The organism is Pedobacter sp. (assembly GCF_046462515.1).
In the GTDB taxonomy this organism is placed as follows: domain Bacteria; phylum Bacteroidota; class Bacteroidia; order Sphingobacteriales; family Sphingobacteriaceae; genus Pedobacter.
Genome location: NZ_JBKGVD010000006.1, coordinates 262671 through 288505, shown reverse-complemented (window position 1 = coordinate 288505; position 25835 = coordinate 262671). Strand labels below are relative to the sequence as shown.

Genomic DNA, 25835 nt, shown 5'->3' with positions numbered 1-25835 from the left:
ACTATCTTTATTTACCTCTACCCTTTTTAAATTTTCTTGCCACTCTTGTTATCAGAGGCACTTTCCAGATTTTATTATTGATCATCCGTCGAATTTCATTTTTCGATACACGAAGAACCTCGGCTGAAAGCTTGGGTATGATTGGGTTACTTGCTATAAACAATCGCTCATTAAGCCCGCTTTCCCTTGCTACACCAACCGGATCAAGGACTAATCCGCCCGGCAACTTGATGATGACGATATTCGAACGAAGTTTAAAATCGTCAATCTCCACAAACTCTTTTTTTTCAGTATCATATAAAAAATGATAACCGTCAGCGTAAAAGCCCTTTCCCTTTTCTCCAAATTTTAACGGCATCAAATCCAACCTGTCTTTTGGTCTTAATACCCTTTCTTTCCAATCTACAACATAGACCTGCCCCGGAAGCTCGATCTCTGGCAATACGCCTTTTTGCCTTTGTTTTAATAATTCTTCCTGCTCATCGCTCAGTTCCACTTTTACCTCCCTTGTCCAACATAAAAACCTTCCTGCTCCGGACAACCACCACTTTAGGGATGCGTTTCCTTGCAAGTTCCTTCATTAGTCCGTGCTCGCCATATTTATGGCTCATCCGATATACTTTCATTACCAGCAATACTCCACTGATGCCGATAACCACGAGACAAACCACTGTCGGCAACCCTATGATATACATAAGCGAATACAGGATGAGCAAGCCGACAACACCACCGCCCAAATACCAGATGTACTGTGCCTTTAATCCCTTGAACTCTATGCTCTGGTTAATGCCCTTGTTAATTTTATATACGCTGTTTGCCATCTTGCTCTTACTTAAATTCTGATACCACTATGTTTTGGAACAACCTTGGTTAGCATAACTTTATCTGCTTCATCGACTTTATCTGGCTCATTTGCTAGCTCAATGCCCACCGGAATAGATTGGTCTAATAGACCTTGATCCTTTAATACCCGTTCTTGCAATTTGACTGCAATTTTCCTATCCAGACTATCCAGTTCAATTCTTAATGCCTTTAATTCCTTTTCTTGTAAAAATGGACGGCTACATAACTTATCTAACTTTGTTATTTCCAAATCATACTTCTTTATATCCGAAACATATTTGCTCTCCAAATTCTCAACACGCTCAATAGCATTTAAGAAATGCCGAGCGGCCAATTTTGGATTGTCAGTATTTGGACGCCCCTGATTATACGTGTACTTTACACCATCTTCGTGGCGTAGTGCATAAAAACTGTTCGTGGTATCGAAGAACCCTTCGTTAGATTGTATGTATAAATCAAATCCGTAGAGTGTGCCTACTTTTTTTTCATTTAACCCTTCCTGTGCCGGACGCCAATTTTTAAATAGGTCGATAATGTGATTTCCAATAATTTCGGGGTTGTTGCTTTTACAACCTATCAATTTTACCGCATTGCTTGTGATCCCATTTTTATCAAAATGCACATTCTTTTGAAATACTGCTAAATCATCTTTTAGCTTTTGATAGGTAATCTGACACCTATCTCGATCTTTGTTTTTTCTTTCCAAGATAGATCTGTTCCGTAAAAGTTCTTTAACATGGGCAGACATCAAACCTTCCATTGCCGTAATCTTCTTTTCTAGCCTGCTTCTTTCTAGAAGTGTCGTATCTCCAGAGAGTATTGCAACATATTCGGCATAGTTCATTCCGCTATGCTCATCCATTGCCCCCTCATCCAATGTTCGGACGTTCAACTCATTATTTCGTAACTGGTATGAGATTAAGAATTTAATCTTAAGCAAATTAAAATTGTATATATCGAGCGACTCCTCTGATGCGTAGATATAATGTTTTACCTTGTTTCCGTAATGTTCCTTTGCCAATATGTTTCCTTGTCTGGCGCCGCGGCCAGCTTGCTGCTCCAATTCCGTAGGCTTCCATGGCTGTACGATCGTATGCAATGCTATCAATTTTTCCTGTACATTTAATGCTGTTCCGGCTTTACCCGTACTTCCCACCAAAATGCGAATTTCACCCGCATTCATCTTTTTGAACAGTTCTAACCGGTTTAAGCTATTGGACCATTGGCTGTCATGGATAAAAGAAATTTCTTGTTCAGCAATGCCGTAGTCCCTTACCAATTTGGTTTTAATGTCGTCGTACATATTAAAGCCCTTTGTTCCGGGGGTTCCCAGATCACAAAAAATAATCTGCGTCCCCTTGTTGGCAGTACTTTCCTTATAATGCAGCGCTACCTGCCTCAGACATGTATTTATTTTATTGTCGGGATAATCACTATATAGCTCGGAGTCAATCAATCGCATATCAACTGCCATTTTACGCGCATAATTGGTCGCAATAAGCATTCTACCTTTTTCCTCTTTGGGTGAAAGGGATCTCCTTCCCAAAATTGTGGCATCACCGGTCCTGGCAAAATCTATCAATTTAGAGCTAAATTCTCGCTGTTCAGGTGATGGCTTTATATTAACCAATACCTCATCAATATCAGGCTTATCAAGGTTGATATGCTTCGCTGTTTTATAATCAGTAATCTCATTATAAAACAATGCCAATTCGGGAACTTTGATAAAATGCCTGAATCTCTCTTTGGCTATAATTTCGTTGGTTACAGAAAACTCAAAATCAACAGATTTCTTAGCGTAAACCGCAGCCCAAGCATCAAAGTTCTCCATTTGCAGACGTTTAAGTTCCCTCGGACGCATATACTTAAAAAGCAGGTACATTTCCGTAAGACTATTGGAAAGAAAAGTCCCTGAAAGAAAAGTAGCACATAAATCCGCATTGAACTTGTCCTGAAGCGTTCGCATTGCAAAAAGCATATTGAGTGCTTTCTGACTTCCCTTAGCATTTCCTAGCCCTGCAACATTCATATGCCTGGTTACAAATCCTAAGTTCTTAAATTTATGAGCCTCGTCCACAAAATAGTGATCCAACCCCATTGATACGGCATCTACCTCTTTGTCTTTTTTATCCTCTATTTTTTGTTTGATCACACTTAATTTTGCCAAATGGTTTTTCTTCTGGATTTCCATGCCCTTTAGCATTTTTTTTGAAATCTTGCCTCCCAATTCTTTTACCGTATCGAGATTTAATTCAATATCTTCAAGTTCGCGTTCCAAAATCTTACCTTGTATGGCCAAAGATTGTGGAATACGCAAGAACTGATCATGTGTGATGAGAATGCAATCCCAATTGTTATTTTTAATCTCATGGAATAGACGGAGCCTGTTTTTAGGTTCAAAATCCTCGTCTGTAGGAAACAACAACCTATTTTTAGGATAAGCTTTCTGATAGGTTTCAGCAATCTGCGGAAGGCTATCTTTCAAACCCAGGATAACAGGTTTTTGCACCAGTCCCAATCGCTTCATTTCATGCGAGGCACAGATCATAGTGAGGGTTTTGCCCAAACCGACCTCGTGATCAATAAGGCCACCTCTGTTCTGGATAAGCCGCCAAATTGCATTTTTTTGAGAAATATACAGATCGTCAATTCCTAGAGCGTGCAGGTCAAGACCTTCAAAGGTCAAATGTTGCCCATTGTACTCACGCAGTACATAACAGTTATATTGATCATTATATAAATCTTCAATCTCTTTTTTATCGGTATCAGGCAGCTCACTGAGCCAATTGACAAAATTGCTTCTGATAAGTTCGATTTTCTGATGCGCAAGTTGTATTGCCTCATTATCGGTAACCCTGTACGTTACGTCATTTTGGGTAAACTCATAGGTAAAATGAGGAGTTGTATTTTCAAGCGCATGTTCCACTAAGGTATAACCGTACATTTTTCGGTTATTTTTCGGTACGATTGCAAATTCATGGTCAACTTTTGTATTGTGGTTCAAAATTACCTTGAAACTATCAAGCGATGAGAAGTAATGTACTTCCGCATCCTGCTCAAACAGCTCGTCAATGTATTTCTTGTAGTATTGTATGGGAAACCATCTCTCGCCAAAGTTAAAATCAAGCAGGTCAAAAGGGATTCGTTGCGGTTGAATTGCATCGATAGCCTCAAAACTTCTTTTAAAGTTGGCATTATCAGGTTCACGGCTTAGCGCTTCCTTGGCCTGGTTAAGTTTTTCAACTACATTTCCACTCAGATACATATCGGCAGTTTCCCATGCCTCGGCTTTGGGATTAAAATAGATATGATGACCCAATCCAGCGATAACCTCCTGCTGTGTAACCTGCATGGCTTTACTGATAAAATCAAGATCAAGACGACCAAGGTCATTAAGGCTACGGGCCAAAGCTTCAAAAGGATCGCTCGTGCGGAAAACTTCGCTTTTCTTTACGATTGGCATTGTTAAAATATCCGCCTTTACAAATGTCTGCCCATTCCTGCGTTCGATTGACGAAGTAATCGTAAGGCCATGTGCGCGATCCTCACTGATCAGCTTACGATTTTTAGCTTTGTTAAGCTGTCCATATTTGCCAACAAAATCGTTATAGTTACGTTCTAAATTATACCTTTGATCGTGCGTGATTTCGGTACCGGATAACTCACGTTCTGAAAGTTCAAAGTAATTATCTCTTAACCGAATATAATCTTCATAAAATGAATGGTTGCCAACCAGGTACAGGTCTTTAAAACCTGCTCTGTTGTATTCGTGATCAACGTTTTCCAAAATGCCGATTGCTCCCTCGAAACTAACCAATGTACCCTCCTTATAAAAAAGTTTAAGCGGTGAATAGAATGAAGAACGGTCTTGTTGAACACCAAAAAATTGCACCAAGCTGTTATCCCCTTGATAAACATAGGAATGATCAAACTCTGCTAACTTCCTCGATAAACTCCGCAGTTCGTGCGGCACTAATCCGCCAACCATCCAGTTTGCCGAGAAACCGTCTAACTCCTTTGCATTGGAGTAAAGTTTAAAAAGATACCTCTTCCTATCGTCTTTAGCCGTAATCAGGACTGCTATTTCGTGCGTGGGATTATCACTTGTCCTGATGGTACAAACCAATCGTGCTGTCTGTTTATCAACAACAGTCTCATCCAATTTATTGATATACGCAACTGCCCTGTTGATATTATCAGCAGGTACCATATCAAACAATCCAAGTTGGCCAACAAACTGATTGTTCACACCCTCAGGTATCGGCAGATATGTCAGCTTCGGTAGTTCTTCGTTCTTCGCCGTTTCTTGCAAGTGTTCAAGGGATTTTTTAAATGCATCCGCTCCATTCCATCTTAAAATTCCAACATCAAGCGCGTTCTCTAAATTTTTGGCGATACCTTCAATATTCCCCGATTGCGTAAAGCATAAGGTAGCTTTTCCATATTGGTTTTTCCCGTCAAACATCTCATCACTAACACGCAATTCTTCAAGGTTCTCCGATATGAATGTGTTCTGGTAGTATTTACCAAACGAATTTTCATGTTTATCGCAAACAATCAATTGTTGCTCTTCTTGCGATAAGATTTTCTTTTTAGTGTTTTTTTGAACGATAAGTAGATGACTTGGAGCCTCCGTATTGCCCGTTTCCTTCATCAAATTATCAGGCATCACAGCAAGGGCTACAAAATCAGCCCTTTCAAATAGATACTTACGTGCATCATTATTCGATGGCGTGCGTAAGAAGGCATCCGTTGTGATATAGGCCAGCAGGCCACCATCGGCAAGCTTATCCAATCCTTTTGCAAAAAAGTAGTTGTGGATGCGCCCGGTCAGATCGGCATTTTTAATCTGCGGATCATAAACCTTAAAATTTCCGAAAGGGATATTGCTTACTACCAGATCATAGGTTCCATTTTCTTTATTCGACGTTTCTTCTAAACCTACGATATGTGTCGTTGTTGGAACGCTGTTGTGAAAATTAATCGCAGTTAAGATCTTGCCGGTAATTATATCCTTTTCAACCGCTGTGATAGCTTCGAGTTCCGGAAATGATTTAATGGCCTCCTGTATGAATATACCCGAACCGGCAGAAGGTTCATAGAGCCGTTTTGGATTTACGTTATTTAGTTTTAGCACCTCAAACAGCGTTCTTGGCACTACCTCCGGTGTATAGAACGCGGTAAGTACACTTTCTTTTACAGATGTTACCACGGTTTTATATTCCGCTTCTTCAAACCGTTCACGTAACAGATCATGTAAAGAGCAAATGGCATCAAAGTGTTTCAGATCGCTATTAGTGGCTCCCAGATTGCTCCACTCATCCTTTGTTGTTGGAGGGTAAAGAATTGTCTTTATACCTCCAAAACCCGCGTACAGTTTTAGTTGCTCAACTTCACTTTCCGGTAGCCTGCTTACCCCATCCCAGGATAAGGCAATCCTTATAGCCGAAATATTATCAGCAAGCTTTTTTGTAATATTGTAAGCCATCCTCTATCCATCTTTTCATCCTACATCATCACTTCAATACTACACGAGGTAATCGTGTACCTCCGCTATTATGGCGTACCTCAAATGCCGACTATCTTCATTCTCGACCGAAAAATCAAAAGCTTCAAAGATTTCCTTGCAAGCCTGCATCATATTGATCACTTCGTAAGTAAGGGTTCCTGCCTCACGCATTGTTTCAAAATCATCCGGAAATTCCTCTTCTACCACATTTTTTATGTATAAAAATCTCGAGGGCTTTAAAGGCGCTGTCAGTTGTTCCAAACATTGCTCCTGTATGATATATTCGGGAACCTGCGCTTCGATCTGTTGCTCGATGAAAAGCGCCAACATGCCTACTTGTTCTTCCAGAAATTTGGAAACCGAATACGTTTCCTGAAGATCAAACATGAGGTCGGGGTTATGGTCAATTATGTATTGCCAAAACTTTTCTTTAAGGGCGGAAACCATGGCCAGAAATTTAAACACCGAAGAATGATTGTATCACAGTAGCAACCACTACAAGGAATACGCAACTACCAAACCAAGCAGCCGCAACTTTTCCCGTATCCTGATCTCCGGCATTCCATTTCTGGTACACCTTGATTGCACCGATTAAACCAAGTAACGCTCCGACTGCGTACATCAAATTGGTGCCTGCGGCAAAATAACTTCGTACTTTCTGGTTGGCCTCGTTGATACCGGCAATACCGTCCTGCGCATAACCAGAAAAGGCTATTAGAATAAGTGCAACAGCCAAGACAAGGCCATTGCGATTTGCTTTCGTTTTCACTCTACACTTTTTCATCTCACACGAAATATTAATTGATTTAAAAATCTTTGAAAAAGAAGTGGTTGCGCCTGCTCAATCACCGCAATCCTGTCACACACATACCATACCGCACCGGGACGACAGGGGCAACCAACTTCTTGGGAACCGTTAACCTCGCTTACCTACCACAACATCGCAACCTCATTATCGCTAAGTTTCACAGCTCCGTTTTTTGCGCACTCCGAAACGATCAATTCATTAACTGATGTTTTGAGTGCCGAATTTTGTATAGAAGGATATTCTTTTAAGGTCAGGCTAAGGTATTGCTTGAAATCCTCTGGATCAAGATTGAGGTTTGCTGTATTGTTGATTACGCCTTTGATCCTTTGTATCAATTCTTCCACATCTGCAAAGTCCTCATCTGTGGTGTTTATAAATGAATTTTCATTCGGTTCTATGACCTCATCCATTTGTTGTTCCTCCTGATCATCATAAAGGAAATCGGCTCTCGATAGATGATCCCTTTTCGATTGAAAGGCATTAGCCAGGTCATCCCTGAAATATTTTAGTGCTATCACTATGTAGTAGATGATCATCGTTGCAACAACGTAAGTGATATAATCCAACCAACTGATGTTTGTAAACATAACTCTTCATTTTATCGTTCTACATTCGATCGGCAGCGCCGACCTTTCCTATTGTTCGATAACAAAGTTGCAAATAGAACAAAAGCAGGACAAGACCAATTTTTATTGGTCCTTTTTTGGTCCTTTGGTTAGTAGCGGGTTTTGGGAGATTATTAAAAACAAAAAAAGCAAAAGACATAAAAAAATCTTTTGCTTCTAACATATAAAAAATTAATCCTTATCAAATCAATTCTAAGGCTTAACCTTTGTCCTTCTTAATGCTATTATTCTATCAGTAAGGTCACCACTCTATTTAGTTTCAGTAACGGCTTCTTTAAGTAAAAATCCCTCTTTTAGACCTGCTCCCCCTTTCACTTTGATAAGTCTATAAAAATTTGAACGTTCTTCTCCAATAGTTACTTCAATACCTTGTTGAAGCGAATCGATGACCCTGCTTGTCAAATCCGGAGATTCATAAACTTTTGTATTTTTAAGGATCTGGGCATTGGGCGCAAGTCTAGCCTGTTTTGTTTTATGATCGCTTGATGCTAGACCGTAGATTATAAATGAGAACACAAAGGTTCCTACGATTAGAAAAATAATTTGTCTCTTGTTTTGCATAAATCCGATTTTATAATTAATTATACTCGTATTCAATTACATCTGAGTTCCTGATAAAATCAAAATGATCTTTATGAAAGCTTAGGCTTAAGAAATATGCAAAAAATGCAAAAATTACAGAAACAGAAACTCCATCTGTCTGTAACATGCCACCAATAGCATAAGCTAATAAACCATAGATCATGGAAAACATGATCGTAATTACGTAGCGTATTATTGCCCACCTAAAGAATGAAAATGAGATCAAGGCCGTCAAGACCGGAAAAGTAACCAATGTCAGTGCCCAATGGTGATCCAACTTCTTACATAAAACAATAGTCAGTACAACCCCTAACAAAAAAGTTTCAAAATAAATAATACGATTGGTACGTTGTACCACTCTATATCCTCTGCTCATAAAATGTAAGTTTAAGTTTGTTTTTTGAAAATCGGCAATAATAAAAATACAAAAAAAATAACATAACAAACTGATTATTAACAAGAAATAATTAACAAAACAGGTCTAGCAATATACTTATGCTTCTAAATATTATACTGTAACAGACTTCTTAATAATCCCTGATCTTCTTTATAATCTTCTCCAGAGCCTCAATTGCAATTTCTTTGTCCCGTTCTTCGGCAACGTATGATTTGCCACGCATGGCATCATAAGATAGGTGCATTCTATTTGGTGTCGATAGGTGTGGGATGATTGTCTTGAATACCTGGCTCATTGACTTGGCTATAAAAATTCTGGCTTCATCTGCACCACGCAGTATCAATGAAATCTGATCGGCACTTAGATTGATTAATACCTTGCTTATATCTCCTTTTCCAGCTAATAACCTATTTTCGGGCTGTTCGTCCATTTTACCATGATCACTGCTCAACTCTAAATGCCTTTCCCAATACCCGATCTCCTCATCAAACCAGTTATCCAATACCATATCAAGATCGTGATAGTTTGGGTTCAATATAAATCCCGGTTTTCGGTGTAACTGCTTAAAACTTTTTCTGTGATACAGTAATCGATCATGCTTCTCCCTGGCAGTAGATAACGTATTTACATCTCCAAAAATTCTGAAGGTCAGGTCGTCGATATAGGTCTTGCTGTTATAATTGAGGTAGATCAACAGCTTATCAACTTCGGTAAAAATGTTTTCACTATCTTTCCTCATAGCTTCAATACCCATTTCTTCCAATCCTTCTATCAATTCCTTTTTAAAAAGCAATGTTCGTAAGGTAACTTCAAAATCCTCTTCTGCACGTTTTATAAAACGTTGCAGTCTTTTGAACAATAGTGGGAGCGGCGACCGCTCGTTAAGGGAAGCACGGTTAAAGCGTTTTTGTAACTGTGCCAGTTTTTGCTTCAATCGCTCCTTTGCCATAAGCAAATAAGTATTTGCAACTTTCTCCTCTGCACTAAGGTACTTTCCAAAACGACTTTCGATAAAAACCAGCAGATCGTTAAGCAGGTTTAACAAGCTATCATAAATCTGCTCGAGGTCATTATTTGGCGGTAACTTTTCCCTATTATCCACTACGATGTCAATGATGTTTATCGTTGACGTATAATAATGCCGTACCAGCAATTCGACCTCTTTCTTTTTATTTACCGTAAAAATATGGTTCTTCATTGCCGACTGGATGCGACAATTCTCTTCCTGCAAATAGGAATTGATCTTTTTAATCTCATTTGGCGTTAATTTGTCCAAATTCACATTGTTAGGGCTAAGGGTGATTGTAGCCAACAAATCAATGTACTCAAGGGGATAGTTGTGGTTAGTTTGCATGATTTGAGGGTTATATTAGACAACAAAATTTGTAGGTTCGCGGGTTTGTACACCACCCCTGCTAAATGTTACAAAAAATTCGCACTAAAATTCTATTGCAGAATAATTGCTATAATTGCAGAAATAAATTATGACTTTGCTCAAAAATTTAGTAATTTAAGGCAAAGTTCTACTGACCAAATGCAGATTTTAACGGCCACCGATGAAAAGGAACTTCTATTGAGATTAGGAGCCGGGGAAGAAACTGCTTTTAATACGCTGTACAAGCTGTATAGTAATAAAATATATAACCGTCTGCTAAAGCTTACGCAATCCGAGCAGATTGCGGATGAACTACTGCAAGACACTTTTGTGATACTCTGGAACAAACGGCACACCATTAATCCCGATCTTTCGATTAAAGCATGGCTGGATAAGGTTGCGCGAAACGAAGTCTATCATTTGCACCGCAAACTGGCGCATGACAAAAAATTGCAGGAACATATCCTTTCAACATTTATCGAAACCTACTCACACACCGAAGAAAATATCTATTTTAAGGAGAGCCACGAACTGCTCGAAAAAGCGATGCAGGAGTTAAGCCCACAACGCAAACAGGCTTTTAGACTATGCAGGTTAGAAGGTTTAAGCTATCAGGAAGCCGCAGAACAGATGGGCGTATCGGTTTCTACCGTAAGCAACCATTTGGTACAGGCTACCAGCATTGTGCGCAGTTACATACTCCGATCTCGCGAGCGCATGGCGATACTTTTATCTATTCTTCTTGTCAAAAATTTTTAAAAATTAAACCGCCACTTAATAAAAGGGGCGGTTTAAATCAACTCTTTCTGAATAAAGGGAAGAGTTGGAGAGCCTTTCACGCTCCTCTAAAACATCTACCTCGGACTAATGATAGTACCATTATCTATTACCGTTTTACTTTCCAATTTTCCATCTAACCACCTGTAAGTAAAAATCATATCGTTATCTTGCGAGTACCGATCGATGTCTCTGGGATAGGCTTTTAAATGGTTCACATTTGTTATTTCCGAATATTTGTAAAACACCAGTAAATAAGTAATGCCTTTTTCGCTATTTTTAACTTGTTCCATAGCAAACGCATCAATGGCTTTTTTTGCTTCTTCGCTATTACTGTAATCTTTTACAATAAAATTCAACTGCTTCGTAATAAATGATCTTCCATTCTGTTGTATGGTATCAACACTGTTAAATTGGTTCAGTGATTCAAATTTCGGATATTTCTTTTCACAAGAAACAAGCAGGCACGATACAAGAATTATTATCCAACAAATGTTAACAGCACATTTTCTATAAAGAGCCATATATCCTCCTTTTTACTACTACTTTGGTTTCAAATGGTCTATGTCCACGTTTATGTTGAAGTACCCACCACGAGGCGAAACCTTTATTTTTGCTTTGATATACTAAAGCATCATTCTTATCCAACCCAAAATGATCTTTAATTACAACTTCTACATCGGCTATCCATTCCTGCGTTGCGGGATCCATCTGATAATTTACTAAATTGATCTCGGTAAATTCTGTATCATTGATAAGTATCTGAAAGCCGGTCGTTAAATTATAAAGTCCGTTAAATATAGGTCTATAGTTTAAATTAATTGAAACATTGTCAATATTTCCTCCTGTACTTCTAAGCTGTGTTTTTAAATCAGCTCCAAATCTTCTGATAAAATTTCTGAAGGTGGGGCTTTCTGCAACCATTTGATTTAAACTGGCACTTTCATAAGTAGCACCGGAGTTATACTTAAATCGATCCAACATTTCTAATGCAACAACCCTTAACGTAGGACTCAATTTTGTGCAATACATAAACAAGACCGTCATATCTGTAAATAGCTCTGGCGACGATGCCAAAACCCTTGACTTCAGTATGCCTGTATCATCCCCATCTATACCATAGGTCATATCTTCGGTATTGTTTCTATTAGTTGTTTGTGCTATTTTTCGAATAGGGGCGCTATTTACATTATTAGGCATTTCAATGTCCGAAATCCCATTATTTATTAGTGGATCGGGAACAGCGGTATTCGGTAAATCGTTAAGAGCCGAAAAATCATTTTGCGCAAAGAAAATACTACCGTCAAAACTTATGTTCTGCTGTAAAAATTCGATTGCCCAATTTGCAAATTCATAGCTGTCGGCAGAATAATTATTAATGTTCAGGTAATTGCTAATTTCTGCTACCAATAATCCATTATAAGGATCTTTAAGAAAATCAATCAGCCTGATGTCCGTAATCTGTAACAGATTGATCAGTTGCTGTGCCTGGGTAAGTGGGATAATAGGGGGCGGAGGTTGATTACCATTACAATCAGGTACTTGGTGTACCATTAACTTGGCCCCCGTGGCTCCACTGTGTACAGATACCGGACCGATAGGTGGCTGGCCATCACAAGGTTCGTAATCTGGAGGTGGGGTTGGACTTGTGCCACCGCCCCCACCGCCGCCGGCATCACCACCGCCTCCACCACCCCCAATCCCGTCGTCGTAACTGTAGCAATCTGTAATATCAATGGATTCAACGCTCCATCCTGGCGACAACGGAGATATATTATCCGCATAGTCGCAATCCGCTGCCTGCCAAGGCCAGTGATGGCCTAGCCCTCCACATTGATAGGGTGCAAAATAATAATAGGTGGTGGTAAAACATTCTGTTTGGCGTAGCATTACCTTGTTGGCAATTGAGTTCTGCTGCGCATTGCCCATGACCTTGGCCTGCGTATTTTTTGTGGCGGCAGCCTTATCGTTGGCATTGCCCACCATTTGCGGAACTGGAGTACCTCCATTAAGATACGTAACACTGATCTCTCCCTCAAACTTGCCCGGCCTGCCCTTTTTCCAGTCGGCTATCCATTTTTTTGTGGGCGTATAGGTATTGATGAACGTTAAGGTGCGCTCTGGCGAAACCTCTACTGTTAGGTTCTGGAAAACAATTGACCTTGGGTTAGATAGCTTAACAGAAAAGATATAGCTCGTTCGGTTGCCATTCGTAACCACCGTCACGCTATCGGTATTGACCGAAAAACCAGAATAGGTTTCAGGGGTGACAACAGACATGGTCTTGGCCTTTGAGCTTGCCGAACTGATCATCTGTCCGATGCTGCCCAATCGGTTAAGGTCTGTTTGTCCCTTAAACTTATCAAAGCTCAGCTTATTCATTTGGGGGCCTTGCAAGTACCCGGCAATTTTTTTTGCTTGCACAGGGTCAACTGGCTCTCGTTTAGCCGTTTCAAATAGCTCTTTTTTACAAGAAAGGATTGTGATTGCAATAATAATTGCAAGAAAGGCTAAAAAGAGGCTTCCTCTTTTTCGGCCTAAAAGCGTGATTTTAGTCATCGAGCAGGTTTAGTTAGATTTTTAAGTTAAACTTTAAGTTACCTATTAAAAATCTACCTGTCAATACTTTAGCGTAATAAATCTTTTGGTACTACAAACCAAAAGATTGGTAAAAAATCAAATATTTTTAGTTAAATCCTGCCCGCTCTCCAACAGGTCCCTTAATTCTATGAGCCTATCGTACATTGGCCTGATGATAGCATTGTACGGCGGTTGTGTACCTCTTAGTTTGATAAAATGGCTTTCTAAAAAAAGGTCAACATCCAAAATTTTATGCGAAGGATTGAGGTTAAAGGGTGTTTCCGGTAATTTGGCCGTTCTAAAGTAAGCCTCTAATTGTGCAACTGTCATTAGGTAAGGTTTTATTTTACAGTATATGAAAAAGTCCCACCAAAGGGGGACTAAAACTTTCTGGTATTGACCAAGAGTTTTTTCACTAACTTGTAGATCCAAACAGTAAATGCTTTGGGTTCTCCTGCTCAAAGATATTCAATTTCTTTTAGCCCTGTTCATTCTGTTAGATATTTAGCCTCCAAAATTCTTTTACTTAACTTGCAAAGAACCCGTCTTGTTAATTTGTAGCTAATTCGTAAAAATTCTCTAAAATTCGAGTTGTTACTGCTCTAGTTCTTTCAATTATCTTATTTGCCTCGTCAGGATTGAGTTCTTTCCACCTATTGAATAAATTTGCTCCATCTTGTCCCCAATATGGAAGTTGATCATTAAACCATCGCTTCATTGCATCTCTATCATCTCTAACTCCATTTATATTATTCAAAAAAACACGCTTGGTATATTGATAAGTATTATTCCAGAATGGATCTTCGGGAGGTAGGCTTCTAAGAAAATCTGCAATAACATTTTCTGGTCGTACTGCGCCAGGTAATAATACAATGCTATTCAAGTCTGTTTCTCCCATTGTAGTACTAAAATCGCCATCTAAAACAACTACACTCTTATAAAATTCTTCAAAACCATTATCAATTAAAGTTTTATAAGTTCCGCAACTAATACTCATATTTTTGAAATCATTTTCGCAGCTAAAATCTTCTCCTTCGATAATACCTTTGTAAAAGCACATTGCTTCATAATCTTCGAAATAATAATTTATCTTTTTTGGCCTTATTGTTCTTACTGCTGCATGATTGAGATCAGCCAGTAGATTAGTTAATTCCGAAAAGCCTTGCCTTGCAGTAACTGTTCCCGAAGAATTTGAGAGGCTGACAAAATTAGTATGATGCTTAAATGCTGATCCATTTCGTGAATTCAAAAAATTTAGAATATCTGATGAATGGGTAGTAAATACAATCTGTAAATCTAATTCACGTCCAAGACGTAATAAAATTTTCAGCAAATTTATTTGCGAAGCAGGGTATAATGTTGCATCTAGCTCATCTATCAGCAATAGTCCTCCGTTATAGTTACCAGGATCACTTTGCTTTAAATGTTTGAAAGAAAGCAAAGCCAGAATTAAATGACCAATATTATCTTGACCAGCCGAAATGCCGTGCGCATCAAAATTACCTGTTGTCGGAGAAAAAGAATTTTTATTATTCGACTTGGTATGAATAGGGCTAATTGTTTCTAATGATGAAAAGACCTCATTATATAGATCAGAGTATTCCTGCTCTTGAGTACTTGTCAAAGTTTGAAGACCTATTTTAATATTTTGTAAACTCTCTTGAGCTAAAGGCAAAAGTCTTTTCAAGCTTAGAAAAATAACGGGTTTTGTGATTTTTCCACCGTGCCTTACTCGCCCACCCACATCTATCCGATGCCTAATAGTACCATTAGTATTTGTTATAACTCGAAGCTTCGCTTCTTTTTCAGATCCATCTGCAAAAATTATTTTGTATTGATAGGAGCCAGTCAGATCATGAGCAACTGAAAATCTAAATACAGACGAATACTTAGTTTCATAGCGTTCATTAAAAAGATTTTTGGACAAATTACCATACCTAAATATATGTCCGATTAATCCCAATAATGAAGTTTTACCTGTTCCGTTGCCTCCCGCAATTACGGTTATAACTTTTCCAAAATCAAAATTTAGGTTTGTAAGATGTCTAAATTGTGTAATCTCTATTTTAGAAATTTTCATACTTTACTCAAATTGATAAGCGTTTCCTTCTATCCATTTCAAATTTTAGAAATTCTAAAATGTATAATGGAAAAAATATATTTAAGTATCCAATATACTACTTTCCCTCCATCCCCACCCTACGCATTCGCGTAAAATCACATTTTTAAATATTTTTTTTATTTTTTCTCATTTTGCACTAGTGCGTTTTTCTTTTTCAAGCATATATATAAGAAAAGGCACATGAAAGTATCGCGCGATATAGAAGAACTGTTCCAAAGATTTTTGGACAAGCAGAGCACAGCAGATGAGCTGCAACAGCTTTTTCGCTTTTTTGGCACGGCCAATGAAAGCGAACTGCGCCGCCTTATAGAACGGGCAGAGGTAGATGAAGATGAAAGGGCAGATGATCCTGCCCGGATCAAGAAGCTCGACAGCCTATACCAAAACATTAAAGAGCAGCTTTTTGTAGAAAAACAAAAACCTGCACTTTGGAAATACTACGTAGCAATTGCCGCCATACTGTTGGCAATAGCTACCCCTCTAGCCTACTGGCTAAGCACTAAAGAAGTTGTAAACAAAGAAAGTGTAGCAACCATTACAGAAGATATTAAGCCCGGCAGACATGCCGCAACCCTTACCCTATCCAACGGTAAGCAGATTGTACTGTCAGATCAGGCCAACGGCCAACTGGCGCAAGAGGCCGGCATAAAGATCAGCAAAGCTGCAAACGGGCAATTGGTTTATGAGGTACAGGCCGATCATACAGCACCGCACACAACAAACACGCTAACCACAACGCGTGGCGAAACCTACGAGGTAATATTACCCGACCAAACAAAAGTATGGCTAAACGCCGCATCAAGTCTTACCTATTCTGCTTCGTTGGGGCTGCGTGGCGAGGCACGCACGGTAAAACTAAGTGGCGAAGCCTACTTTGAGGTTGCGCATGATAAAACCCGGCCGTTTATAGTGCATACAGCTACACAAGAAGTAAAAGTACTCGGTACCCATTTCAACGTAAACAGCTACGGCGACAACGGGCAGACCGTTACCACCCTTGCCGAAGGTTCTGTTCAGGTACAGCCGGCTGTTAATTCGTTATCCGCAAAAGTCTTAAAGCCAGGACAAAAATCGGTACTAGGTAGATCAACTATCAACATTTCCGCCGCCAACCTCGAAACCGACCTGGCATGGAAAAACGGACTGTTTACTTTTGAAGATGCCACAGTTCCGGAAGTGATGCAACAAATATCAAGATGGTACAACATAGAAGTAGCCTACAACGGGGCAATACCCAATGAGCGCATAAGCGGTGGTATATCGCGCCAGTCAGAACTAAGATCGGTGCTAAAGATGTTAGAACTTATCAAGATCAGCTACAAGTTAGAGAACACGCCAACAGGCAAAAAGATAATCATAAACCCGTAACGCTCAACATAACTAACCAAAATGTTTAACCCTAACCGTAAAGTATGAAGTAAGAAAAAATGGAATTTAATTTAGGTTATTAATAGCACGGGCAAAAAAAACCGGCAGGGTTGCGCTCACAATCCCTGCCGCTAACGCCCGGTGTTGAAACCAAATACTCACACCCGATTATCAACTAAACCGAAACACCCAAAAGTATGAAATTTTTAACAAAGGAAAAAAGCCGCGAGCATGGTCTGTTTGCAGGCTTACATCCTACGCCGCAAAACAACAGGCAAATGCGGCTAAAGACGTTGACCTACCTGTTCTGCCTGCTCATGGCATTTACCGCTACGCAGCTAAAAGCGCAGAACATCACGGTTAAGTACAGCAATGCCAATATTGAAGATGTATTTAACGCCATAAAAAAACAAAGTGGGTACCAGTTCTTATATACCAAGAGTATGCTCAAAGGAGCAAAAAAGGTAACTATCGATGTAAAGGCCAAACCTTTACAGGCCACCCTGAACGACCTTTTTAAAGACCAGCCCTTTACCTACGAGATATTAGATAAAACCATAGTGGTAAAGGAGCGCAAAGCTGAAAACAAAAAGCAGGTTCAATCTTCAATTGATGTACGCGGAACCGTTCTGGACGACCATGACAAACCCCTTATTGGGGCAACCATAAGGGTTAAAAGCACAGACATTGGCACCCAGACCAATAACAATGGCGAGTTTACCCTAAAAAATGTAAATGCCGGTGAAACCGTACAGGTTGCCTATGTAGGCTATACCCCGGTACAACTACCGGCAACTGCCGAAATGGGCAATATAAAGATGTTTACTGCCGTAGGACAGCTAAACACGGTTGAAGTTAGCGTTTCTACCGGTTACCAGACCTTGCCAAAAGAACGCGCCACCGGCTCATTTACGCAGCTAGACAACAAAACACTAAACCGCAACGTAGGCATAAACATCATCGATAGGCTCGAAAGCCTTAGCAGTGGCCTGTTACTTAACAGAAGCTTACCAAATGGTGAGTTTGCCAATAGTTCAAAAATTGCTATACATGGTCGTAGCACGATTTTTGCCTCGGCAGAACCCCTCATCATATTAGATGGCTTCCCTTATGAGGGCAACCTGGATCAGATCAACCCGGCCGATATTGAAAGTATTACCTTGCTTAAAGATGCCTCAGCGGCTTCCATCTGGGGAACCCGTGCCGGTAATGGCGTTGTGGTCATTACCTCAAAAAACGGCAAGAAAGACCAACCATTATCAATAAACATCAATTCTACGCTAACGGTAGCTGGTAAGCCTAATCAGGATGATTTGCCACAGGTATCATCAAGCGATTACATAGACCTTGAAACTTTTCTGTTCTCAAAAGGTTACTATAATAGTTCAATAAATAGCCAATACTCTCCTATTTCTCCTGCGGTTGAACTTTTGAAACAAAGACGAAATAATCAAATCACGGATGCACAGCTAACCGAAAGACTTGATGAATTAAGGACACATAATGTTCGTGCCGATCTTGATAAATATTACTACCGCCCATCGGTGTACCAACAGTATCAGTTAAGTTTAAACGGCGGTACTTCAAACAACTGGTACTATCTTTCTGCCGGGTATGACAAAAACCTTCAGAACACAGTTCCGGATAGTTATGACAGGCTCACCATATCAGCCCGCAATACCTTTGCGCTATTTAACAACCGCTTAAAACTATCGGGCGATCTTGGCTACAATGTTAGTAATATTTATAGTCAACCATATAAGTACATTCCATACACCCCATACGACCGCCTCGCCGATAATAACGGAAATGCACTATCGGTAGTGACCTTAACTACGTTGAGCGAATCCTACACCAGTTCTGCAGCGGTGGCTCCATTATTGGACTGGAAATACCGCCCTTTGGATGAGTTTTCAAGCAATGCCGAACGAAAGATTACCCAGTTTCGCGTTAATACAAGTTTAGATTTTGAGATTATTAAGGGATTAAACCTGACCGGAAGCTACCAATACCTTAACGAAGCTAACGATACGCAAACTATCAATAGTGCCGATAGCTTCTACACAAGAAACCTGATCAATAGTTACAGTACCATATCTAACAATGAGGTCAATCGCGTGATTGCGCTTGGCGATATTTATAGCTTGGGAAATTCCAAGACCATTTCAAAAATTGCCCGTGCGCAGTTAAATTTCACAAAGACCATTTTCAACGACCACGAAATTAACGCTATTGCAGGTTTTGAAGGTAGTGACAGGACAACCAACGTATTTGGACAAACGATGTACGGGTATTCAGATGCGACCAGAACAAACAGGAATGACCTGATTGATCCCGGTAAGCAATACCCTATTTTTTATTCCGGGAGTTTGGCACAGATAAACACTACGCCCAGTGCTTTGCAACAGATCAATATCAACCAATCCCTTTACGCTAACGCCTCTTATACTTACAAACAGCGTTATATCCTTTCAGGTAGCGCCAGACAGGATAAATCAAATCTCTTTGGGGTAAACACCAACCAAAAGGGAGTTCCGCTTTGGTCGGCAGGCTTGGCTTGGGTAGTAAACCGTGAAAGTTTCTTTCATGCATCATGGCTCCCTTCACTTAAATTACGTACAACTTTTGGTTACAGTGGCAATGTAGACAAATCAATTAGTGGTATTCTTACCTCCAAAAAATGGTCAAACGCAGATGTTTGGGGTAACCAATTTGCAACCATAAGCAATCCGCCAAATCCCGATTTGAGATGGGAACAAATAAAAACGTATAATGCAGGAATAGACTTTGCCTTAAAAGATAATAGGATAAGCGGCAGTATTGATATTTACCAAAAATCGGCTTTTGACCTTATCGGCAACAGCCCTATTGCTATGCAAAGTGGCCTTACCCAATTTAGGGGCAACAGCGCAAATTTACGCACACGAGGCATAGATATACTTTTAAATTCCCGGAACTTAACCGGTAAATTAGGATGGAATACGACGCTACTTTTTAATTATAATAACGATAAAGTTACCTCATATAAGGTTAAGCAGAGCAGCAATAACAACATTGTAAGCTTTAATTATCAAAACCCTTTAGAGGGTTACCCCTATTACTCCATTTTTAGCTATCCATCGGCAGGTCTGGACAATACAGGCTCACCACAAGGTTACCTAAACGGGCAGGTCAGCAAAAACTATGGCAGTATTACCAATCTCCTAGATCCTACCCAACTGTTTTATCATGGCACAGCCTCCCCTAAATACTTTGGCAGCGTGCTTAATTCCTTTAACTATCAAAACTTTGAGCTATCAATAAACATTACGTACAAATTAGATTATTACTTCAGGAAAAAGAATGCCTTTCTGGGAGAATATAGTAACGTACTAACCTCTTATGTTGATTATGAAAAGAGATGGCAAAAACCCGGCGATGAACTGATAACCACCGTACCAGCTTTATTTTATCCTGCTCCGGGCGCAATGACTTCATTTTACCGTAACAGTACCAATCTGGTAGAACCTGGCGACCACATTAGGTTACAAGATGTGCGTTTAAGTTATACAGCTTCTAAAAAGCAATTAAGCAGGTTACCATTCAAAGGTATTTCGGCCTTTTTGTATGCTAAAAATCTGGGCATACTCTGGCGGAAGAACAATGCCGGAATTGATCCCGATTATGGCACCACCTCTTTACGTGATCCTTTAAGTTTTTCATTTGGTATGAACCTTAAACTTTAAAGCAATGAAAAAAACATACATTTTAATATTATTGATCTTTGTTTTGGGTTGCAATAAAAAGCTTGACCTAAAACCCAATAGTTCACTGGTTATACCAACTACGGTTGATGATTTCGAAAATCTATTAGATAATGCAGAGATTTTTAATCTTTCACCTGCTTTAGCGCAAATGTCGGCAGATGAATATTATATCCCAACACAGGCAGACTTTCAATCTATTGTGCTAATACCATCACGAACCTGCTATTTGTGGGAGAAGGATATTTTTCAGGGTTTAACACAGGTTGCTGATTGGAGAAAGCCATACGCACAAATTTACTATGCCAATAGCGTACTGGATGAATTGAAAAGGCAAGATCTTGAAAATACCGATGCCTTTAAGCGCATTAAGGGAAGGGCCTTATTTGCCAGAGCCTATGCTTTTTATGAGCTGGCAAGCACTTTTGCGAAAGCTTACAACGCATCAACTGCCAACAGTGACTTAGGCATTCCCTTAAAATTAAGTTCGGCAATTACACAGATAGTTCCCCGTAGCACGGTTCAACAAACCTACGATCAGATTATTGCTGATGCAAGCGAGGCTGCAAGTCTTTTACAAACCGATGTGGTGCTCAACAAACGTAATCGTTCTTCCAAAGTAGCCGCTTATGCTTTACTGGCAAGAGTTTATTTGAGTATGCGAAAATATACAGAGGCTGAAGACAATGCGGATAAGGCTTTATCTATCTTTTCCACGTTAACTAATTACAACGCTTTGCCCGTTGATCCAACTTTATCCTCATTTTCCTTAAATAGTACTGAGGTCATATATTTTTCCCGCATCACCGATTATTCCGAAACTACCTTATCAAGAGGTACACTCTTTGGCATATTACCTTCGATTGTTAATTCATTCGAAGCTAATGATCTAAGAAAAACAGTTTGGCTCGCGCAAAATGCAAATGGTAATTGGTATAGTAAAGGTATTAATAATAATGGAAGAACCCCTTTTACAGGTTTGGCAACAGATGAACTTTTACTGATAAAAGCTGAATGTCTGGCAAGGCGTAACCAAAGTCAGGATGCTATGGATATGGTTAACCGCCTTTTAATAACAAGATGGAACCCTAATGCCTCTAATCCGGCAAAGCCATATCAGCCAATTACTGCCAGCAGTCCAGCCGACGCACTTGATAAAGTTTTACAGGAACGTAGAAAATCGCTGCTTTGGCGTAGCGTAAGGTGGACTGATTTAAAACGCTTGAATTTGGAAGGGCGAAATATCGTATTAACCCGAAACCTGAACGGTACTACATATACCTTGGAACCAAATAGCCCACGCTATGTGATGCCCATTCCGGATGATGAAATAGGTTTTACCGGCATACAACAAAATATTAGATAATGAAATTTATTAGGGTAATAACAATAGTCCTATTCTGGGCAATTAGCGTATCTGCACAAAATTCTATCCGGATATCAGGTCGCATTGATACTCCAATTGCTCGAGAATACCAATCAAATGAATTACTGGTAAGTATAAAGCAAGACGGAAGTAGAAATTCAATAGGAACTTTATTTAAAGCCCCCCTGAATAATCTGGGGGAATTTAATTTAGAAATTCCTACGGATGATAATCAAGTATATCTTGCCTTTGAATTTGAAGATAAAAGACCAACAAGATGGAAAGGCATGTATCGTAACATTTCTGAACCGAGCCGAACCAATACGCTAAGAGAAATCTATTTATTTTCAAAGGGAGATGAGGTTACCATAAATGTTAATCGAGACAATTCAATAATTTTTAAAGGTAAAGGAAGTGAAAAACTCAATTATCAATACTTAGCCTATACTCTATTCACGTCAACAAAATCAATTGATGGAAGGATACTTGATTTAGAGAACAAGGGCGAACTACAAAAAGCTACGGAACTTGAAGTCGAAATTTTTCGTTTTCAAATTCAACAGTTACAAACTTTATTGAAATCTTATAAAGCTGAAATCAGTGAAGAAGTTTATCAACTTTTGTTACTTGATGGCATCTCGCAAATAAAGCATCGCATATTAGAAAAGCTTCCCTTTTATTTTCTTCGTTTTCCAAATCAAGAACAGCAGAAAACAATAGCACAATGCTTTACAACATTAGAGGGGATAGACACAAATGAGGATACTATAAGTTTTAGGGCAAAACTACAATCTGCTTTTTATACCTCAATGCTATTGGAAAAAGAAGTTGTAAAGCTGATCCTATCTGATGAAAACCGGAAGAGCTATAATTATTTCTCTTTTGAGGAGCTATTCAATGTTATTACCGCAAAATATTCAGGCCAATTGCGTGACACACTAATATTGCTGGCTTTTAAAAATTATATCGTTAGTAAATCAGATGAAACAAAAGCGCAATATATGGCTGCGCAAAATACTATAAAGGACAATGCTATTAAAATGCAACTTATAGACCTGATGTCAAAATATATCAAAGACGCATTCCCTTTTGTTTTTTACGATGCTGATAACACCCCTCATAAACTACAAGATTATAAAGGCAAAGTAATTGTTATGGATTTTTGGTTTAATGGCTGCGTACCTTGTACGATGGTAGCAAAAGCGATGCATCCCATTTTTGAAAAGTACAAGAACAGGAAAGATATTGTATTTATTACCGTTGGTACCGACCAAAAGGGAAAATGGAGTGAAGCGGTAGCCTCAGGTCTATATACATCCAAAGGAATGATAAACCTGCACACCAAGGGTAAAGGCTTTAAAGACCCTATGATTGTATATTACAATTTTATTGGACTTCCTAGACAACTTATCATAGATAAACGTGGTAAACTGGTTACGGCATCTCCTCCTCGACCTGATGTAGGAGAAGAAAACGTATTAGCTTTTGAAAAATTAATCGAGACCAATTTATAGTTGTAGATATTGGGGAACAATGTTTGTTCCCCAATAATTAAACCTTATGGTTATTGCCACGAACCGGCGTCATTACCAGGTGTCACTGTCAAATTTGCATCCGATGTAGGAATGGCATCTTCCGAGAATGATACGGGAAGTTTACTTTGCTCACCATCAATTCGTACGGTGCAAAAATAATCGTCTAACGTACATTCCAACCCAGAAGGAGGATTTGACATTGGCACATAATTACCGCCAATATGGTAATACGTTTGAGTTGCCAGTACTTTTTTTACGGGTTTTGGCTCTCCGTTGAAATAAGCAAATGCGCTGCCTGCAACCAATACAACGATAGCAACAGCTAAAAATTTAAAATTTTTCATACTAAAAATGTTTGTGGTTAAATAACATGCCTACTCTAATCGTATAGGTTTTCGGCTACCCCTATTTTATTTTTTGGCTAATACACGCCCTTTCGGTGAAGGCGGTGCCTCACCAATATTGTACTTTGAAATACTATAAATGATTTTTTTTTTGCCTTTAGGTTTGGGCAAAAGAAAGCAGGCTGCATTTAAAAAATGCAGTTCTAACGGTTAACTCGCAATTAACAATAAATGATAAACGGTTATTCTCCTTTTAGAGATCAGGATCGTTTCGCCTGGCTACTGCGCCATCGAGTTACTATTGTACCGGTTTTAAGCCCGGTTTTTACTTTTTTGGTTGTAGGTTAAAATTAAGCCAAATAAAAATACGCCGCAAGCACACATCTTTTAAAAGCAGGATAACACTTACAGAAACACGCGAAACATGCAAAAAAACTCGCGAAACATACAAAAAAACACGTGAAAAAACATTCGTTTTGTACCTATATCGCATCAAAAAACTGCTTAAACTGCTCAATTTTATCTTTGGTAACCACTAATTTTTCGTCAATTCCGTCAAATTCTTGGTATTGTGGTTTAATGATCAATTGCAGGGTGTTTCTTTTTTCTCCGTTCTGATAGCCTTTTACAGCCGTAAGGTTAACCACTGTTGATCGGTTTATTTGGCAAAAGCCTATTTGGCCATAAGCATCTGTTATCTGCGTAAGCGTATAGGGCAGTTGGTAACTGTTGCCATTAACAGTAAGCACCTTAACGATATGATTGTTTCTCGTAAAATATAGTATATCGCTCGCCAAGTTTAAATTTACCGCCGTACCATTATAATGTACACGCAATAGATCGCTACAGGTCAGCTCACTTTCATTTTCCTTTATTAATGTATTCTTCTGCTGTAAACTGATTTGATTATGCCCACTATCCATATAAAAACGGGTAATGTAATAGGCATTCAATACCAAAATAAAACAGCAAATGAGCGGAAAATCCTGATCAAAAAAACCACTTGTGGTTATTTCCTGCCCTATGGATTGGAAATGCACCGTAAAAACGAATATATCAAATGCTATGGGTAACTGCACGCAAAGGGTAAACTGCAAAATTGCCCTTTCAGGTTTTTTGTCCGTCCACGGATCACGCCTATCTAACCAGACTGTAAACTGGTGCACGGTTTCTATCATTATGAGACTGATCACGCTGCTCAACAAAAAAATGGGATAAAATTCAGGCATACCAAATGAGCCGATAATATCCAGTGGTCTTCCGTAAAATAAAATGAACAATGAAGCTGCCACCGCAAGAGTAATGCGCTGCCACACGCGAGGGTATTTAATGACCTTCATACAATGATATGCTTTAAAGTAGCACAGCTACTATCAAAATCTTAATAAACAATCAACTCAATTTTTCACTATTTAAACAACCATTGTTTTTATGACAAAACAACCGTTAACGCCTACTGGCGTACAAGACCTGCTAACCGAATTGTACGGGTTAACCCCAACCGCAATCCAGGTAGAAGCTTTGGCTATCCAAGCCGATTTTAAGGCATGGGTAAAAGCTAATTTTACGCTCTCTACCAAACAGGAAGATTACCTTGATGATCTGGCCAAGCAAACAACAGATTACTTTGGCTCGCAATGTTCGGTATGCTTTAGCAACAAACTACCGATAGACCTGATCTACCCGGCTCCACCTACCGGCGAATATTCAAAATGGACAGGAACGGCCAACACCATGGCGGTAAAATCTGATGGCGAGGGCAAGCCCGTAGCCACCGGTACACTAACTTTTGAGTTTTCTTATACCAAACCGTAAGTAGTACTCAAAAAACATCCCTACAAGCAACTTTTAGTGCTTGTA

21 protein-coding genes are annotated in these 25835 nt (G+C 39.3%); 6 read left to right on the top strand and 15 right to left on the bottom strand.

The annotated features are described in order from the left end of the window. Positions 1–7: 7 nt before the first annotated feature. The 9 genes from ACLHG9_RS07010 to ACLHG9_RS06970 form a co-directional block, all read right to left on the bottom strand. Positions 8–496 (bottom strand): hypothetical protein, encoded by a 489-nt coding sequence (locus ACLHG9_RS07010; RefSeq protein ID WP_410220785.1) that lies wholly within the window; start codon positions 494–496, stop codon positions 8–10. After that, positions 480–821: a DUF4133 domain-containing protein gene (locus ACLHG9_RS07005; RefSeq protein WP_410220784.1), complete on the bottom strand. Its 342-nt coding sequence runs from the start codon at positions 819–821 to the stop codon at positions 480–482. The genes ACLHG9_RS07010 and ACLHG9_RS07005 overlap by 17 nt, the downstream gene beginning before the upstream one ends. Before the next feature lie 11 nt (positions 822–832). Further along, the gene (locus ACLHG9_RS07000; protein WP_410220783.1) at positions 833–6331 is read right to left on the bottom strand and encodes an Eco57I restriction-modification methylase domain-containing protein; all 5499 of its coding nucleotides are present in this window, start codon (positions 6329–6331) and stop codon (positions 833–835) included. Positions 6332–6370: 39 nt separating this feature from the next. Further along, a complete protein-coding gene (locus ACLHG9_RS06995) occupies positions 6371–6799 on the bottom strand; it encodes a hypothetical protein (RefSeq protein ID WP_410220782.1) in 429 nt (142 codons plus the stop codon). Positions 6800–6809: 10 nt separating this feature from the next. After that, positions 6810–7136: a DUF4134 domain-containing protein gene (locus tag ACLHG9_RS06990; protein WP_410220781.1), complete on the bottom strand. Its 327-nt coding sequence runs from the start codon at positions 7134–7136 to the stop codon at positions 6810–6812. A gap of 146 nt (positions 7137–7282) precedes the next feature. Further along, entirely contained in the window at positions 7283–7747 is a 465-nt protein-coding gene (locus tag ACLHG9_RS06985) for a hypothetical protein (protein WP_410220780.1), read from the bottom strand. A 288-nt stretch (positions 7748–8035) separates the two neighbouring features. After that, complete coding sequence (locus tag ACLHG9_RS06980) at positions 8036–8347, bottom strand: SH3 domain-containing protein (protein WP_410220779.1); 312 nt, start codon at positions 8345–8347, stop codon at positions 8036–8038. 16 nt (positions 8348–8363) lie between these two features. Beyond that, positions 8364–8744 carry a hypothetical protein gene (locus ACLHG9_RS06975; RefSeq protein WP_410220778.1) on the bottom strand — a complete coding sequence of 127 codons (381 nt, stop codon included), beginning with the start codon at positions 8742–8744 and terminating at the stop codon, positions 8364–8366. A 151-nt stretch (positions 8745–8895) separates the two neighbouring features. Next, positions 8896–10119, bottom strand: coding sequence for a hypothetical protein (locus ACLHG9_RS06970; protein ID WP_410220777.1), 1224 nt, complete (start codon positions 10117–10119; stop codon positions 8896–8898). A gap of 180 nt (positions 10120–10299) precedes the next feature. Between ACLHG9_RS06970 and ACLHG9_RS06965 the strand changes: the two genes are divergently transcribed. Next, a complete protein-coding gene (locus tag ACLHG9_RS06965; protein ID WP_410220776.1) occupies positions 10300–10899 on the top strand; it encodes an RNA polymerase sigma factor in 600 nt (199 codons plus the stop codon). Positions 10900–10994: 95 nt separating this feature from the next. Here the strand turns inward: ACLHG9_RS06965 and ACLHG9_RS06960 are convergent, their stop codons facing one another. The 4 genes from ACLHG9_RS06960 to ACLHG9_RS06945 all read right to left on the bottom strand — a co-directional run bounded on the left by ACLHG9_RS06960 (position 10995) and on the right by ACLHG9_RS06945 (position 15577). Beyond that, a complete protein-coding gene (locus ACLHG9_RS06960; protein ID WP_410220775.1) occupies positions 10995–11276 on the bottom strand; it encodes a hypothetical protein in 282 nt (93 codons plus the stop codon). Positions 11277–11427: 151 nt separating this feature from the next. Beyond that, complete coding sequence (locus ACLHG9_RS06955; RefSeq protein WP_410220774.1) at positions 11428–13476, bottom strand: DUF3289 family protein; 2049 nt, start codon at positions 13474–13476, stop codon at positions 11428–11430. Positions 13477–13593: 117 nt separating this feature from the next. Continuing rightward, on the bottom strand, positions 13594–13827 hold the full coding sequence (locus tag ACLHG9_RS06950) for a DUF6965 family protein (RefSeq protein WP_410220773.1): 234 nt from the start codon (positions 13825–13827) through the stop codon (positions 13594–13596). 220 nt (positions 13828–14047) lie between these two features. After that, positions 14048–15577: an ATP-dependent nuclease gene (locus ACLHG9_RS06945; RefSeq protein WP_410220772.1), complete on the bottom strand. Its 1530-nt coding sequence runs from the start codon at positions 15575–15577 to the stop codon at positions 14048–14050. A gap of 222 nt (positions 15578–15799) precedes the next feature. Between ACLHG9_RS06945 and ACLHG9_RS06940 the strand changes: the two genes are divergently transcribed. The 4 genes from ACLHG9_RS06940 (at position 15800) to ACLHG9_RS06925 (ending at position 23610) form a co-directional block, all read left to right on the top strand. Further along, complete coding sequence (locus ACLHG9_RS06940; protein ID WP_410220771.1) at positions 15800–16987, top strand: FecR family protein; 1188 nt, start codon at positions 15800–15802, stop codon at positions 16985–16987. A gap of 197 nt (positions 16988–17184) precedes the next feature. Next, the gene (locus tag ACLHG9_RS06935) at positions 17185–20712 is read left to right on the top strand and encodes a SusC/RagA family TonB-linked outer membrane protein (protein ID WP_410220770.1); all 3528 of its coding nucleotides are present in this window, start codon (positions 17185–17187) and stop codon (positions 20710–20712) included. Positions 20713–20716: 4 nt separating this feature from the next. Beyond that, positions 20717–22096, top strand: coding sequence for a RagB/SusD family nutrient uptake outer membrane protein (locus ACLHG9_RS06930; protein ID WP_410220769.1), 1380 nt, complete (start codon positions 20717–20719; stop codon positions 22094–22096). After that, positions 22096–23610 carry a TlpA family protein disulfide reductase gene (locus tag ACLHG9_RS06925; RefSeq protein WP_410220768.1) on the top strand — a complete coding sequence of 505 codons (1515 nt, stop codon included), beginning with the start codon at positions 22096–22098 and terminating at the stop codon, positions 23608–23610. Before ACLHG9_RS06930 ends, ACLHG9_RS06925 begins: the two co-directional genes overlap by 1 nt. 50 nt (positions 23611–23660) lie before the next feature. Here the strand turns inward: ACLHG9_RS06925 and ACLHG9_RS06920 are convergent, their stop codons facing one another. Next, positions 23661–23975, bottom strand: coding sequence for a hypothetical protein (locus tag ACLHG9_RS06920; RefSeq protein ID WP_410220767.1), 315 nt, complete (start codon positions 23973–23975; stop codon positions 23661–23663). Positions 23976–24457: 482 nt separating this feature from the next. After that, entirely contained in the window at positions 24458–25315 is an 858-nt protein-coding gene (locus ACLHG9_RS06915; protein WP_410220766.1) for a LytTR family DNA-binding domain-containing protein, read from the bottom strand. Between the two features lie 91 nt (positions 25316–25406). On the opposite strand from ACLHG9_RS06915, the gene ACLHG9_RS06910 reads away from it, so the two are divergent. Next, positions 25407–25790, top strand: a complete 384-nt coding sequence (locus ACLHG9_RS06910; RefSeq protein WP_410220765.1) for a hypothetical protein — start codon at positions 25407–25409, stop codon at positions 25788–25790. Positions 25791–25835 lie beyond the last annotated feature (45 nt).

Coding starts and splice junctions, on each gene's coding strand:
- ACLHG9_RS07000 (WP_410220783.1), bottom strand. CDS start 6,331: ATGGCTTACAATATTACAAAAAAGCTTGCTGATAATATTTCGGCTATA.
- ACLHG9_RS06925 (WP_410220768.1), top strand. CDS start 22,096: ATGAAATTTATTAGGGTAATAACAATAGTCCTATTCTGGGCAATTAGC.
- ACLHG9_RS06955 (WP_410220774.1), bottom strand. CDS start 13,476: ATGACTAAAATCACGCTTTTAGGCCGAAAAAGAGGAAGCCTCTTTTTA.
- ACLHG9_RS06990 (WP_410220781.1), bottom strand. CDS start 7,136: ATGAAAAAGTGTAGAGTGAAAACGAAAGCAAATCGCAATGGCCTTGTC.
- ACLHG9_RS06935 (WP_410220770.1), top strand. CDS start 17,185: ATGAAATTTTTAACAAAGGAAAAAAGCCGCGAGCATGGTCTGTTTGCA.
- ACLHG9_RS06950 (WP_410220773.1), bottom strand. CDS start 13,827: ATGACAGTTGCACAATTAGAGGCTTACTTTAGAACGGCCAAATTACCG.
- ACLHG9_RS06975 (WP_410220778.1), bottom strand. CDS start 8,744: ATGAGCAGAGGATATAGAGTGGTACAACGTACCAATCGTATTATTTAT.
- ACLHG9_RS06970 (WP_410220777.1), bottom strand. CDS start 10,119: ATGCAAACTAACCACAACTATCCCCTTGAGTACATTGATTTGTTGGCT.
- ACLHG9_RS06995 (WP_410220782.1), bottom strand. CDS start 6,799: ATGGTTTCCGCCCTTAAAGAAAAGTTTTGGCAATACATAATTGACCAT.
- ACLHG9_RS06910 (WP_410220765.1), top strand. CDS start 25,407: ATGACAAAACAACCGTTAACGCCTACTGGCGTACAAGACCTGCTAACC.
- ACLHG9_RS06985 (WP_410220780.1), bottom strand. CDS start 7,747: ATGTTTACAAACATCAGTTGGTTGGATTATATCACTTACGTTGTTGCA.
- ACLHG9_RS07005 (WP_410220784.1), bottom strand. CDS start 821: ATGGCAAACAGCGTATATAAAATTAACAAGGGCATTAACCAGAGCATA.
- ACLHG9_RS06920 (WP_410220767.1), bottom strand. CDS start 23,975: ATGAAAAATTTTAAATTTTTAGCTGTTGCTATCGTTGTATTGGTTGCA.
- ACLHG9_RS06965 (WP_410220776.1), top strand. CDS start 10,300: ATGCAGATTTTAACGGCCACCGATGAAAAGGAACTTCTATTGAGATTA.
- ACLHG9_RS06980 (WP_410220779.1), bottom strand. CDS start 8,347: ATGCAAAACAAGAGACAAATTATTTTTCTAATCGTAGGAACCTTTGTG.
- ACLHG9_RS06930 (WP_410220769.1), top strand. CDS start 20,717: ATGAAAAAAACATACATTTTAATATTATTGATCTTTGTTTTGGGTTGC.
- ACLHG9_RS06915 (WP_410220766.1), bottom strand. CDS start 25,315: ATGAAGGTCATTAAATACCCTCGCGTGTGGCAGCGCATTACTCTTGCG.
- ACLHG9_RS06940 (WP_410220771.1), top strand. CDS start 15,800: ATGAAAGTATCGCGCGATATAGAAGAACTGTTCCAAAGATTTTTGGAC.
- ACLHG9_RS06945 (WP_410220772.1), bottom strand. CDS start 15,577: ATGAAAATTTCTAAAATAGAGATTACACAATTTAGACATCTTACAAAC.